The 13,464-nt window shown below is 71.6% G+C and carries 12 protein-coding genes; 11 read left to right on the top strand and 1 reads right to left on the bottom strand.

All coding sequences use genetic code 11. From position 1 onward, the window contains the following. The first annotated feature begins 18 nt into the window (after window positions 1-18). The 10 genes from AB0K18_RS05415 (at window position 19) to AB0K18_RS05460 (ending at window position 11,583) form a co-directional block, all read left to right on the top strand. Entirely contained in the window at window positions 19-1,545 is a 1,527-nt protein-coding gene (locus AB0K18_RS05415; RefSeq protein ID WP_364910181.1) for an ABC transporter substrate-binding protein, read from the top strand. Continuing rightward, window positions 1,542-2,558: an ABC transporter ATP-binding protein gene (locus tag AB0K18_RS05420; protein ID WP_364910184.1), complete on the top strand. Its 1,017-nt coding sequence runs from the start codon at window positions 1,542-1,544 to the stop codon at window positions 2,556-2,558. The genes AB0K18_RS05415 and AB0K18_RS05420 overlap by 4 nt, the downstream gene beginning before the upstream one ends. Then, window positions 2,555-3,349: an ATP-binding cassette domain-containing protein gene (locus AB0K18_RS05425; protein WP_364910186.1), complete on the top strand. Its 795-nt coding sequence runs from the start codon at window positions 2,555-2,557 to the stop codon at window positions 3,347-3,349. Before AB0K18_RS05420 ends, AB0K18_RS05425 begins: the two co-directional genes overlap by 4 nt. Window positions 3,350-3,375: 26 nt before the next feature. After that, the gene (locus AB0K18_RS05430) at window positions 3,376-4,986 is read left to right on the top strand and encodes an FAD-dependent oxidoreductase (protein WP_364910189.1); all 1,611 of its coding nucleotides are present in this window, start codon (window positions 3,376-3,378) and stop codon (window positions 4,984-4,986) included. Next, the gene (locus tag AB0K18_RS05435) at window positions 4,986-5,894 is read left to right on the top strand and encodes a dihydrodipicolinate synthase family protein (protein WP_364910192.1); all 909 of its coding nucleotides are present in this window, start codon (window positions 4,986-4,988) and stop codon (window positions 5,892-5,894) included. Before AB0K18_RS05430 ends, AB0K18_RS05435 begins: the two co-directional genes overlap by 1 nt. Further along, the gene (locus AB0K18_RS05440; RefSeq protein ID WP_364910195.1) at window positions 5,887-7,581 is read left to right on the top strand and encodes a glycoside hydrolase family 13 protein; all 1,695 of its coding nucleotides are present in this window, start codon (window positions 5,887-5,889) and stop codon (window positions 7,579-7,581) included. The genes AB0K18_RS05435 and AB0K18_RS05440 overlap by 8 nt, the downstream gene beginning before the upstream one ends. Beyond that, window positions 7,578-9,122, top strand: a complete 1,545-nt coding sequence (locus AB0K18_RS05445; RefSeq protein WP_364910198.1) for an arylsulfatase — start codon at window positions 7,578-7,580, stop codon at window positions 9,120-9,122. The genes AB0K18_RS05440 and AB0K18_RS05445 overlap by 4 nt, the downstream gene beginning before the upstream one ends. 14 nt (window positions 9,123-9,136) lie before the next feature. Next, on the top strand, window positions 9,137-9,493 hold the full coding sequence (locus AB0K18_RS05450) for a hypothetical protein (RefSeq protein ID WP_364910201.1): 357 nt from the start codon (window positions 9,137-9,139) through the stop codon (window positions 9,491-9,493). Beyond that, complete coding sequence (locus tag AB0K18_RS05455; RefSeq protein ID WP_364910204.1) at window positions 9,487-10,110, top strand: amino acid transporter; 624 nt, start codon at window positions 9,487-9,489, stop codon at window positions 10,108-10,110. Before AB0K18_RS05450 ends, AB0K18_RS05455 begins: the two co-directional genes overlap by 7 nt. 123 nt (window positions 10,111-10,233) lie before the next feature. Next, the gene (locus AB0K18_RS05460; protein ID WP_364910207.1) at window positions 10,234-11,583 is read left to right on the top strand and encodes a carotenoid oxygenase family protein; all 1,350 of its coding nucleotides are present in this window, start codon (window positions 10,234-10,236) and stop codon (window positions 11,581-11,583) included. Window positions 11,584-11,601: 18 nt separating this feature from the next. Here AB0K18_RS05460 and AB0K18_RS05465 read toward each other — a convergent pair whose 3' ends face one another. Continuing rightward, on the bottom strand, window positions 11,602-12,456 hold the full coding sequence (locus tag AB0K18_RS05465) for a MarR family transcriptional regulator (RefSeq protein WP_364910210.1): 855 nt from the start codon (window positions 12,454-12,456) through the stop codon (window positions 11,602-11,604). 116 nt (window positions 12,457-12,572) lie between these two features. Here AB0K18_RS05465 and AB0K18_RS05470 point away from each other — a divergent pair, with 116 nt between their 5' ends. Continuing rightward, window positions 12,573-13,460, top strand: a complete 888-nt coding sequence (locus AB0K18_RS05470; protein ID WP_364910212.1) for a haloalkane dehalogenase — start codon at window positions 12,573-12,575, stop codon at window positions 13,458-13,460. The last annotated feature ends 4 nt before the right edge of the window (window positions 13,461-13,464 follow it).

The raw sequence follows: 13,464 nt of genomic DNA on the forward strand, positions 1-13,464 counted from the left end.
AAGGTCAGGAGGAACCCCATGAGGCCCGTACGGCTTCGTCGTGCGGCGGCACTCGCCGCCGCGGCACTTTCCCTCGTCGGGCTGGTCGCCTGCAGCACCACCACCGGCGGCGGCTCGACCGCGGCCGGTGACGCGCCGCAGGAGCTGTCCGTCGCCGTGTGGACCCCGATCGAGAACCTCGACCCGCACGGCGCGTCCGGCATGGACAACGGCACCCAGGTCGCCGCCAAGGCGATCTTCAGCCCGCTGATCAAGATGTCGGGGAAGGGGGAGTTCGACGGCGTGCTCGCCGAGTCGTGGGAGGCCAACGAGGACGCCACGCAGTGGACGTTCAAGCTGCGCGGCGGCGTGACGTTCTCCGACGGCACCCCGGTCACCGCCGCCGACGTCGTCGCCTCGTTCGAGCGGGTGCTGGAGCTCAAGGGCGCGATGGCCGCCAACTACGCCGGTCACAAGGCCGAGGAGGGCGACGCCGGCACGGTCGTCATCACCTCCGAGGACCCCGACCCCGCGCTGCTCGGCAAGCTCATCAGCTTCTACGTCACCCCGAAGGCGCACCTGAACGACGGCTGGACCAAGCCCATCGGCTCGGGCCCGTTCGTCGTCCAGCAGTTCACGCCCGGCCAGAGCCTGGTCCTGGCCCCCAACCCCGGCTACTGGGCGGGCAAGCCCGCGCTGAACCGCCTGGAGCTGCGCAGCATCGGCGAGATGGCGGCGAAGATGACCGCGCTGAAGACCGGCGAGGTCTCCATGACGTGGGCGGTCCCCGACGACCAGCTGCCGGGCCTGAAGGGCAGCCCGGACCTGGTGGTGGAGAAGAGCGCGGGCAACGGCGTCATCACCATGTGGATGAACGGCTCGGTCAAGGGACTGAAGGAGGCCGCCGTCCGGCGCGCGCTGTGGCAGGCGGTCGACTTCCCCACCATCATCACATCCCTGTTCCCCGAGACCGGCTCGCCCGCGGACTCGGTGGTGACGCCCAGCGTGCTCGGCTACGCGCCGCAGACCCCCGTACGCTACGACCCGGCCGCCGCCAAGAAGGCGCTCGACGAGGCCGGCTGGGACTACGGGCAGACGATCAAGATGCAGTTCTCCCAGCCGCAGTTCCAGCAGTTCGCCGACGCGGTGGCCAGCGACCTGGCCAAGATCGGCGTCAAGGCGGAGCCGGCCCAGAAGGAGCCGGCCGTCTTCCTGCAGGACCTGCTGGCCCTCAAGTGGGACCTCAACATCCAGCAGCTCGGCACCGCGGGCTTCGACGCGGCGACCAACCTCGGCCGGCTCTACACCTGCGCCGCCAAGCGCACCGGCTACTGCAACCCCGACCTCGACAAGCTGCTCGCCGAAGCCGGCTCCACCAGCGACAACGCCAAGCGGCAGGAACTCTACGCCCAGGCCAGCACGATCATCTGGGATGACGCGGTCGGCATGTACCCCATGTTCGTGCGCAACGTGTACGTCCGCAGCAAGTCCGTCCAGGGCCTGGCCATCCCGCCGGACATGACCCCGGACTTCTCCACCGTCCGCATCGGCAACGGTGGATCATGAGCCGGTCGTCCCACATGACCGATCAGGCGCCGGCCGCACGCGGCGCGCAGCCGGCGCCCCTGCTCAGCGTCGAGCACCTGTCGATCGACCTGCCGGGCAGGGACGGCCCGGTCCGCGTGGTGGACGACGTCTCGTTCACCGTGGCCGCTGGACGTACCACCGGGCTGATCGGCGAGTCGGGCAGCGGCAAGACCATGACCGCGACCGCGATCATCGGGCTGCTGCCGCCCGGCGCGGCGGTCACAGGACGGATGCTCTGGCACGGCGACGACCTGGTCACCATGACCGAGCAGGGCCGGCGGCGGCTGCGCGGACGCGGCATCGGCATGATCTTCCAGGACCCCCAGGCCGCGCTCGACCCGACCCAGACCATCGGCCGGCAGGTCGGCGAGATCCTGCGGCGCGGCGGCATGCCGAGGAAAGAGGTCCGCAGGACCGTCATCGACCTGCTCGACCGGGTCGGCGTCCCCGACCCGCAGACCCGGCACGCCCAATACCCGCACCAGTACTCCGGCGGGCTGCGCCAGCGCGCCATGGTCGCCACGGCGCTGGCCGGCTCGCCCGAGCTGATCCTCGCCGACGAACCCACCACCGCGCTCGACGTCACCGTGCAGGCCCGCATCCTCGCCCTGCTGCGGCGCGTCCGCGACGAGGAGGGCACGGCCATGCTGCTGGTCAGCCACGACCTGCGGGTCATGGCGCACGTCGCCGACGAGGTCGTCGTCATGTACGCCGGCCGGATCTGCGAGATCGGCGACGGACGCGAGGTGCTCAACCGGCCGGCGCACCCGTACACGCGGGCGCTCGTCGTGAGCGTCCCCGCCGTCCGCAGCAAGACCGCCATCGCAGAACCGCTGCCCGGCAGTCCGGCCGGCCCGGCGGAACGCCCGAGCGGCTGCCCGTTCCACCCGCGCTGCGCCAAGGCGCAGGACCGGTGCGCGAGCGAGGTGCCGCGCATGCGGCAGGTCGCCGCGGGCCGGCAGGTCGCCTGCCACTTCCCGGAGGAGACATGAGCGCATCGGCCCTGCTCGAGGTCAGCGACCTCGTGGTCAACTTCCACTCCCGCAGGGAACGCAGAGCCGGCAAGCCGAACGCCGTGGACGGCGTCTCCTTCGCCCTGCGTCCCGACGAGACGCTGGCGATCGTGGGGGAGTCGGGCTCGGGCAAGACCACGGTCGCCCGCTGCGTCGTCGGGCTGCAGGCCCCGCAGGACGGCGTGATCCGGTACGACGGAGCCGCGATCGGCCCGGTGTCGAAGCGGTCACCGGCGACCCGGCGGGCCATCCAGATGGTCTTCCAGGACCCCGCGGCCTCGCTCAACCCCAGGATGACCGTCCGGTCGATCATCTCCGAGACCTGGCGGACCCACCCCTCGGTCGCGCCGGACGGCCCATCGTGGGACGCCGCGATCGGGGAGCTGCTCGCGGACGTCGGCCTGGACCCCGGCGTCGCCGACCGGCGCGCCGCGGCCCTGTCGGGCGGGCAGTGCCAGCGGGTCAGCATCGCCCGCGCGCTCTCCCTGCGCCCCCGGCTGCTGGTCTGCGACGAAGCCGTCTCGGCGCTCGACGTGTCGGTGCAGTCGCAGATCCTGCGGCTGCTGGCCGGCCTGCGCGCCGCCCGCGGCCTGGCCATCCTCTTCATCACCCACGACCTCGGAGTGGTCAGGCAGATCGCCGACCGGGTGGCGGTCATGAACCGGGGCGTCCTGGTCGAGACCGCGACCGCCGACGACCTGTTCGACCGCCCCGGCCATCCGTACACGAAGAAACTGCTCGAAGCCGCCCTCGACCTCGAGGGCGCGTGAACACACATGCGATCAGGGGGAACACGGTGGAATCGCGGATCACTGACGCGGACCTCGCCATCATCGGCGGCGGTGTCGGTGGAGTCGCCGCCGCGCTGGCGGCGCTGCGGCACGGGTTGCGGGTGGTGCTGACCGAGGAAGGCGACCGGATCGGCGGGCAGTTCACCAGCCAGGGCGTGCCCCCGGACGAGCACAGGTGGATCGAGCAGTTCGGCTGCACCGCCTCCTACCGCCGCTACCGCGACGCGGTCCGCGACCACTACCGGACGTGGTACCCGCTCACCGCGGCGGCCAGGAACGACCCCCACCTGAATCCCGGGCTGGGCCGGGTCGGCGCCCTCTGCCACGAGCCGCGGGTCAGCGGGGCGGTGCTGCGCGCCCTCGTCGACCCCTACCTGAGCAGCGGCCGGCTGCGCATCCTGCTCGGCGCGCGGCCGGTGGCCGCGCAGACCTCCGGCGACCGCGTCAGCGGCGTGACCGTGCGGCGCGCGGACGGGGGCCTGGTGCACCTCACGGCTCCGTACTATCTGGACGCCACCGAGCTCGGCGACCTGCTGCCGCTGGCGGACGTGGAGCACGTGACCGGCTTCGAGTCCCGGCACGACACCGGGGAGCCGAGCGCGCCCGACGTCGCGCAGCCCGCCAACATGCAGGCCTTCTCCTGGGTGTTCGCCATCGACCACCGGGAGGGGGAGGACCACGTCATCGACCGGCCGGCCCGCTACGACCACTGGCGCGCGTACCGGCCGGACTACTGGCCCGGCGGCCAGATCGGGCTGACCGCGCCGGACCCCCGCACGCGCGAGCCGCTGACCCGCACCTTCACCCCCAACCTCACCTCAGGGCCTGTGCTCGCCGACCAGAGCCAGGACCCCGGGGACCGGGAGCTGTGGGAGTTCCGCCGGGCCGTCGCCCGCGAGCAGTACGAGCCCGGCTTCGTCACCAGCGACGTGACCCTGGTCAACTGGCCCATGATCGACTACGTGGAGGGGCCGATCATCGGGGTGAGCGAACAGGACAGGCAACGCCACCTCGCCGGCGCCCGTGAGCTGTCGCAGAGCATGCTCTACTGGCTGCAGACCGAGGCCCCGCGGCCGGACGGCGGGCGCGGCTGGCCCGGCCTGCGGCTGCGGCCCGACGTCATGGACACCCCCGACGGCTTCGCCGCCGCGCCCTACATCCGCGAGTCGCGCCGCATCAGAGCCGAGTACACGGTCGTCGAACAGGACGTCTCCCTCGCCGTACGCGGCGGGGCGGGCGCGGCCCCGTACGACGACACGGTCGGGATCGGCATGTACCGGATCGACCTGCACCCCTCCACCGGCGGCGACAACTACATCGACGTCCCCAGCTGCCCGTTCCAGATCCCGCTCGGGGCGCTGCTGCCCGTACGCGTGCGCAACCTGCTGCCGGCCGGGAAGAACATCGGCACCACGCACATCACCAACGGCTGCTACCGGCTGCACCCCGTCGAGTGGAACATCGGCGAGGCCGCCGCCTCGCTGGTGGCCTACTGCCTGAAGGAGACCATGGAACCGCACGACGTCCGGCGCAAGGACGTGCACCTGCGAGCGTTCCAGAGCGCGCTGAAGGCCGACGGCGTCGAGCTGGCCTGGCCGGAGATCAAGGGGTACTGATGTTCGTCTCCGATGTGATCGTCCCCGCCGTGACCCCGATCGGGGCCGACGGCCGTCCCGCCCTCGCGGCCGGCGTCCGCTACTTCGGCGCGCTGGCCGCCGCGGGCATCGAGAAGATCATGCTGCTGGGCACCAACGGCGAAGGACCGCTGCACCAGACGGGGGAGATCGGCCCGTTCCTGCGCGAGGCCGTCGCCCGCTGGCGCGCACTCGTGCCCGGCGGCGTCGTCATCGTCAACGTCTCCGCCGCCGGCACCCGCGAGTCGCTCGCGCGGGCCGAGCTCGCCGCCGACGCCGGCTGCGACGCGGTCGCCCTCAGCCCGCCCTGCTACTTCCACCACGACGAGCGCGACGTCGTCGAGCACTACCGGGCGAGCCGCGCCACCTCGCTGCCGGTGATCGCCTACAACATCCCCCGGTACGCGGCGCCGTTCTCACCCGGCGCCATCGCGGCCGTCGGCGACATGGAGCACGTCGCGGCCGTCAAGGACAGCTCCGGCGACGCGGACGTCCTGCGCCGCTGGCTCGACGTCAGACGCCGGCGGCCCGACTTCGGGGTCAACCAGGGCGCGGAAGGCGCGATGCTCGCCGCTCTGGCCGCCGGCGCCGACGGGGTCACGCCCGGCATCGCCAACCTCGCACCGGGCGTCGCCCTGGACCTCGTCGCCGCGTACCGGGCCGGCGACGGCATGCGGGCCGCCCTGGCCCAGAAACGCATCGAACGGCTGCTGCCCGTGCACCGGATCCGCCCCGGCGTCCCGGTCGTCAAGGCGGCGCTCGCCCTGCGCGGCCTGTGCTCCGCCACGGTCGCGCCGCCGCTGCGCACGCTGGACCACACCGAGCTGGCGGCGCTGGGCGACTTCCTGGCGCCGTTCGAGCCCGACCTGATCGGAGCCGCCCATGAGTGACCTCGCATGGTGGCGCGACGCGGTCATCTACCAGATCTACATCCGCTCCTTCGCCGACGGCGACGGCGACGGCATCGGCGACATCGCCGGCATCCGCAGCCGCCTCGGCTACCTGGCCGGGCTCGGCGTGGACGCCATCTGGATCACCCCCTGGTACGCCTCGCCGAACAACGACGGCGGCTACGACGTCTCCGACTACCGCGCCATCGCCCCCGAGTACGGCGACGTACGCCAGGCCGAGCAGCTCGTCGCGGAGGCGCACCGGCACGGCCTGCGGGTGATCCTCGACATCGTGCCCAACCACACCTCCACCGAGCACCCCTGGTTCCAGGCCGCGCTCGCCGCCCCGCCCGGCTCCCCGGAACGCGCCCGCTACCACTTCATGGACGGCCCCGCCGACGGGGTCAGGCCCAACGACTGGCGCAGCACGTTCGGCGGCCCCGCCTGGACCCAGGTGCCCGACGGCCAGTGGTACCTGCACCTGTTCGACCCCACCCAGGCCGACCTCAACTGGTCCGACCCCGAGGTGCGGGCGGAGTTCCTCGACCTGCTGCGCTTCTGGTTCGACCGCGGCGTGGACGGCTTCCGCATCGACGTGGCCACCGGCCTGGTCAAGCACCCCGGCTACCCCGACCTCGGATACCGGGAGGAGGACCTGCTCGTCCTGACCGACGTACCGGACCATCCGCACCGCGACCGCGACGAGGTGCACACCGTCTACCGGGACTGGCGCGCGCTGGCCGACGCCTACGACCCGCCCCGGATCTTCGTGGCCGAGGCCTGGGTGGCCGACCCCGAACGGCTGGCCAGGTACGTGGCGCCCGCCCAGCTCCACACCGCGTTCAACTTCCCGTTCCTGCAGTCCGCGTGGGACGCCGGCGACCTGTTCGCGGTGATCGACTCCACCCTCGCCACCATGGCCCTGTCCGGCGCGCCGCCGACCTGGGTGCTGTCCAACCACGACGTCGAACGCACGGTCACCCGTTACGGCCGCGCCGACACCCGCAAACACCAGGGCAAGTCCGGCCACGAGCTGGGCCCGGTGGACGAGGACCTCGGCCGCCGCCGCGCCAGGGCCGCGCTGCTGCTCATGCTGGCGCTGCCCGGCGTCGCCTACCTCTACCAGGGGGAGGAGCTCGGCCTGCCCGACCACCTGGACATCCCCGACGACCGCCTGCGCGACCCCATCTGGACGCGCTCCGGCGGGCTGCGCCGGGGACGCGACGGCTGCCGCATCCCGCTGCCCTGGACCCCGGAGCCCGGCGGCGCCGGCTTCGGTGCCGCCGACCCGTGGCTGCCGCAACCGCCCGGCTGGGAGCGGCTGTCGGTGGCCGTCCAGATCGACGACCCCGGCTCCACCTACACCCTCGTGGCGCGGGCGCTCCGGCTCCGGCGCGAGCTGGACGTCCCGCAGGAGCTGCGGTGGACCGGCCGGGACGGCTCCGTGCTGCGCTTCCGGCGCGGGCCCGGCTTCGAGTGCGTCGTCAACTTCGGCCCCGCCGAGGTGCCGCTGCCCGAAGGCGCGAAGACCCTCCTGCGCAGCGACACCCGCGCCCCCGGCGACCCCCTCGGTCCCGACACGGCCGCCTGGCTGGAGCGCACGCCATTCGAGCCCGACACGGCCGCCCGGCTGAACCGCACGCCATTCGAGCCCGACACTGCCGCCCGGCTGGACCGCATGCCATGAAGCGGCCCAACATCGTGCTGATCCTCGCCGACGACCTGGGCTACTCGGACATCGGCTGTTACGGCGGCGAGATCCGCACCCCGAACCTCGACCGGCTCGGCCGGTCGGGGGTGCGGCTGACCCAGTTCGCCAACACGGCCCGCTGCAGCCCGTCGCGCGCGTCCCTGCTCACCGGCCTGCACCCGCACCAGACCGGCATCGGCGTGCTGGCCGGCGGCAACAGGCCGGGAGGCTATCCGGGCAGCCTCGGCGACCGCTGCGTCACCGTGGCCGAACTGCTCGCCGACGCCGGATACGCCACCGGCATGTCCGGCAAATGGCACCTGAGCGGCCCTTTGTGGGAGCCACACCCGTCCTGGCCCACCCGCCGCGGCTTCACCGACTTCTTCGGCACGCTCAGCGGCTGCGGCAGCTACTACGACCCGGCGACCCTCCACCGGGGCGAGACGGACGCGAGCGCAGAAACCCGCGACCCGGGCTTCTTCTACACCGACGCGATCACCGGCCACGCGGTGGAGTTCATCCGCCGGGAGGCCGCCGCCGCCCGCCCGTTCTTCTCGTACGTCGCCTACACCGCACCCCACTGGCCCCTGCACGCCCCCGAAGAGGACATCGCCGCCTACGACGGCGTCTACACCGCCGGCTGGGACGACCTGCGCACCCACCGCCTCGACCGGCTCCACGCCGAAGGCCTGCTGGGAGCCGAATCGGCGCTGTCCGGCCGTGACCCGGCGCAACCACCCTGGGCGGAGGCGCCGGACAAGGCGTGGGAGGCCCGCCGCATGCAGGTGTACGCAGCCCAGGTGGCGCGCATGGACCGCGGCATCGGCCGCATCCTCCACCAGCTGACCGTCTCCGGCGTCCTGGACGACACGCTCGTGATCTTCCTGTCCGACAACGGCGGCTGCGCCGAGATCCTCCCGCTCGGCGACCCCGAGGAGTTCCGCTCCAGACGGCACATCGTCCCCGCCCGCACCCGTGACGGCGCCGACCTGCACGTCGGCAACCTGCCCCGCATCGATCCCGGCCCGGAGAACACCTACGCGAGCTACGGCCCCGCCTGGGCCAACCTGTCCAACACCCCGTTCCGCCTCTACAAGCGATGGGTCCACGAGGGCGGCATCGCCACCCCGTTCATCGCGCACTGGCCCGCGGGCGACCTGGCCGGCGGCCGCATCATCCGCACCCCCTTCCAGCTCACCGACGTCCTGCCCACCCTCCTCGACGCCACGGGCGCCGCGTACCCAGAAGAACGCCGGGGCCACGCGATCCCCCCTTACGAGGGCCGCTCCATGCTTGCCGCCCTCCGCGGCACGCCCGTCTCCGAAGCGTGGCTGTTCTGGGAACACCTGGGCAACGCCGCCGTCCGCCAGGGCCCGTGGAAACTGGTCCGCGAACACGCAGGACCATGGGAGCTCTACAACATGGACACCGACCGCTCCGAACTGACCGACCTCGCCCCCCACCACCCTGCCCTCGCCGAGGAGTTGGCCGAGGCGTACCAGCAGTGGGCCGACCGCGTCGGCGTCCTGCCCCGCTGAAAAGAATCATCTCCATGACCCTTCCGCAACCCGCCGACCTGACCTCCCTCGTGCTGCGCACCGACTTCAGCGACGAGGCGAAATGGCTGACCCTGCAGGCCCTGCTCGACAGCCAGAGCGAGCACCCACATGCGACCTACGTCTGCGACCCCGCTTACGCGGACGTAAACTTCTCCGGCGCTGCTTCGACGAAATCTGAAGGGCACCTTTGCTCCGGCCCCGGCTTCCACCAAATCTCGTGTGTGGTGTCGTTCACGCTCGTGAGCAAGCCAGGAGGAGGAACAAGGGGACCCGTCGGCGACGTGCGAACGGCGATACCTCTCGGTTTCCTTGGACGGGGGTTGCGATCAAGCATGATTGTCGGATGGTGAGGATCGAGACGCCGTGGGGGCCCTGGGACGCCGCTCCGCTCGGCGAGGTCGTCGCGCTGATGCGCGGGCTGGCGGCGCCGTGGTGGGTGGCCGGCGGGTACGCGATCGAGCTGGCCGTGGGGCATTCGTATCGCGACCATGGGGACGTGGACATCGCGTTGCCGCGTCGGGACCAGCTCGCCGTGCGGCGGTTGTTGATCGGCTGGGACGTCCACGTCGCGGCCGTGGCCCAGACGCTGCGGCCGTGGGCGCTGGACGAGGTGCTGCCCGAGCAGGCGCACGACATCTGGGTCCGCGAGCACCCGGAAGGGCCATGGCGGTTCCAGCTCATGCTGGACGAGACCGAAGGAGAGGAATGGATCTACCGGCGTGACCCTCGGATCCGCCGCCCGCTGGCCCGGCTGACCATCGAGGAGGACGGTTTCCGGCGGCTCGCCCCGGAGGTGCAGCTGCTCTACAAGTCCAAGGGCATGCGACCGAAGGACGAGACCGACTTCCAGACGGTCCTTCCGATGCTGAGCGACGAGCAGCGATGCTGGCTGGACGAGGCGCTGGAGAAGACGCACAGCACGCATCCCTGGCGCGAGCGCCTGCGCCATGAACGCCAGGGTTTTTGAGGCTGCTCTCACCTGCGGCTTCGTCGGTCGGCTGAGGCGGGCGGGAAGAACAAGACTGTCATCCACGGACTTTCTCCGGCACGGTTGTCGGCGTCTCCACCCCACACCGACAGGAGCTCCAGCATGTCCGAAACCGTGCCGCTGCATCTCGCGGGCAACAACGCACCGGTCGCCGACGAGGTGACCCTGGAGCCGTCCAAGGTCGTCGGCGCGATCCCGGCCGAGCTGAGCGGGCAGTTCTTCCGCAACGGGCCCAATCCGCGTACCGGCTGGTCGCCGCACTCCTTCGCCGGTGACGGCATGATCCACACCATCGCGCTGGAGGGCGGCAGGGCGCGCTGGTACCGCAACCGGTACGTACGCACCCCGCTCTACGACCACCCCGGCCGGTCCCGCTTCGCCCTCGCCTTCGACCAGGAGACCGGCCGGATCGACTACCGCGTCACCACCGCCAACACCCACCTGATCGCGCACGCGGGCCGGCTGTTCGCCCTGGAAGAGGGCGGTTTCCCGTACGAGGTGACGCCGGATCTCGCCACGATCGGGGCGCACACCTTCGACGGCGCCTTGCGGACCCCGATGACCGCGCACCCGAAGACCTGCCCGATCACCGGTGAGCTGCTGTTCTTCGGCTACCGGATGCGCCCGCCGTACCTGACCTACTACCGCGCCTCGGCCGCCGGCGAGGTGGTGCAGACGCGGGTCGTGGACGTGCCGCGGGCGACGATGATGCATGACTTCGCCGTCACCCGGAACCACGTGATCTTCATGGACCTGCCGGTCGTCTTCGACCCGGCGCAGGTTGCGGCGGGCGGGCCGCCGTGGCGCTGGGACGACGGGCACCGCGCCAGGTTCGGCGTGCTGGCGCGTACGGCCGGCGACGACGCGCCCGTACGCTGGTTCGACGTCGCCCCGTGCTACGTGTGGCACAGCATGAACGCCTTCGAGGACCCCCAGGGCGACACGATCACCGTCATCGGCACCCGCGTCCCCACGCTGTGGCGTGACGGTGCCGGCGACCTGGAGGGCGGGCTCCCGGTCGTGTACCGCTGGACGCTGCACCTGACCTCGGGAGCCGTCACCGAGGAGCCGCTCGACGACGCGCCCAGTGAGTACCCCCGCGTGGCCGACTCGGTGCTCGGACTGCCCCACCGTTTCGGCTACACGACGAGCTTCTCCTTGGACGCCGAGCCCGAGCGGTCGGAGATCTACGCCTACGACCTCACCGGCGGCGGCGAACGGACGGTGCACCGTCTCCCTCCCGGCCACACCTGCGGCGAGGCCGTCTTCGTACCCCGGGCCGGGACCGGTGAGAACGAGGGCTACCTGATGACGTTCGCGCACGATCGGCGCGCCGGTACGAGCTACCTGGCCATCCTCAACGCCGCCGACCTGGCCGCACCCCCGCTCGCCGAGGTGCACGTCCCGGTACGCATCCCCGCGGGTTTCCACGGCAACTGGATCCCGGCCTGAGCATCGAGGATCGCAGGCTTACGGCAAGAGCTTGGTGAGAAGGGCGCGAAGTTCCCGGGCGCCGTCCGGGCCGAGGAGGCCGTCGAGGTCGCGTTCCATGCCGTCCAGGGCTTCACGCACCGCCGGGATGCGGTCGCGGCCGAGGTCGGTGAGTTGGAGGGCGTAGCGGCGCCGGTCGTGCGGGTCCTGGCCGCGGGACACGATGCCGGCCTGCACCAGCTCGTCGATGAGGGAGGCGGTGGCCGGCTCGGTCAGGTGCAGGTATCGCGCCAGTTGCTCCTGCGGGCAGGGGCCGAGCCGGTCCAGGGCCGGCAGCAGGGCGAAGTGGCGGGTGCGCAGGCCGTAAGCCGCGAGCCGGTGATCGCCGAGACGCCGCAGCCGGTAGTGGGCTTGCGCTATCAGGTGCTCGATGCTGCGGATGGCGGATGGCCCGTCGTCGGCGACGATCGTGGTCAGCAGCGTGGTGAGGCGCCGCCTCTCATGCTCGGTGAGCGCGCCGGTGAGCCGGGCGTCGCGGACGGCGACGGCGTGGCGCATGCCGTCCAGGGCGCTGCGGCCCGCTTCGGTCAGCGACAGTACGTAGGTGCGGCGGTTGGCCGGGTTGCGGGTGCGGACGACGTAGCCCTTCTCCTGGAGCCGGTCGAGCAACCTGACCATGATCGTGCGATTGATGCCGAGCCGATGGGCGAGATCCTGCTGTGAGGGGGAGTCCTCGTCGGCGAGGACGTCGAGCACCACGAACTCCCGCGACTGCGGCCCGTCCTGCACGGCATGAGCGGTGACGGCGGTGAACACGCGGCGCACCAGATGGCCGATGGTCGCGTGCAGCGGTCCTGACTCGTCGTCTACGACGTTGCTCACCTGGTCGGGCACGCTCCTCACCTTAGCAGTCTGATCGTTCTGCCGATGACGGTTGTCTTATAAATAGTTGGGGTGTTGACAGTTGGGATGATGCGGATCTAGAGTCCAGGCGCAACTCAGCGAAGGACTTGAAAATCATGAATTCTGTCGCCGTCATCGACTCCTACCTCGCCTACCAAGAGACCGGGCAGGGGGAGTGGCCTGTGGTGTTCCTCCACGGCAGCCCCACGTCGTCCCATATCTGGCGCAACGTCATCCCGTACGTCGCCGATCGCGCCAGGGTCCTGGCCCCCGACCTGATCGGGATGGGCGCCTCAGGGAAACCGGACATCGGCTACCGTTTCGCCGACCACGCCCGCTACCTGGACGCGTGGTTCGAAGCGATGGGGCTGGAGGAGGCCGTCCTGGTCGGCCACGACTGGGGCGGCGCGCTGGCCATGGACCGCGCCGCCCGCCACCCCGGGCAGGTGCGCGGCATCGCCCTCCTGGAGACGTTCCTGCGTCCGCAGATGTGGGCCGAACTGCCGCAGGACGTGATCGACCATTCCCGAGCGCTGCGCACCCCCGGCCTTGGCGAGCGGCTGCTGCTGGAGGAGAACGCCGCCATCGAGTACGCCCTGCCTCACCCCTTCGCCATCAAGACCGGCCTCAGCCCGTACGACCACGACGTCTACCGCGCGCCCTACCCCGACCCGTCGTCCCGTCGCCCGCTGCTCCAGTGGCCGCGCGAGATCCCCTTCGACCGCGAACCGGCTGACGTGGCCGAACGCATGGACGCCTACGGCGTATGGCTCGCCACCAGCCCAGAGGTGCCCAAACTGCTCCTCACGGTCGAAGACGGCGTCGGCATCGCCTCCCCGCAGATCGTGGACTGGGCCCGCCAGAACATCGCAGCCCTCGAAATCGAAGGCATCGGACCTGCGGGCCACCAGGCCCCCGAGGACCAGCCCCACGCCATCGGCCAGGCCATCGCCGGCTGGTTGAACCGCCACCGCCTCCTCCCGCCGTCGGTGTGATCGC

Source organism: Nonomuraea sp. NPDC049421, assembly GCF_040677005.1.
In the GTDB taxonomy this organism is placed as follows: Bacteria; Actinomycetota; Actinomycetes; order Streptosporangiales; family Streptosporangiaceae; genus Nonomuraea; species Nonomuraea salmonea.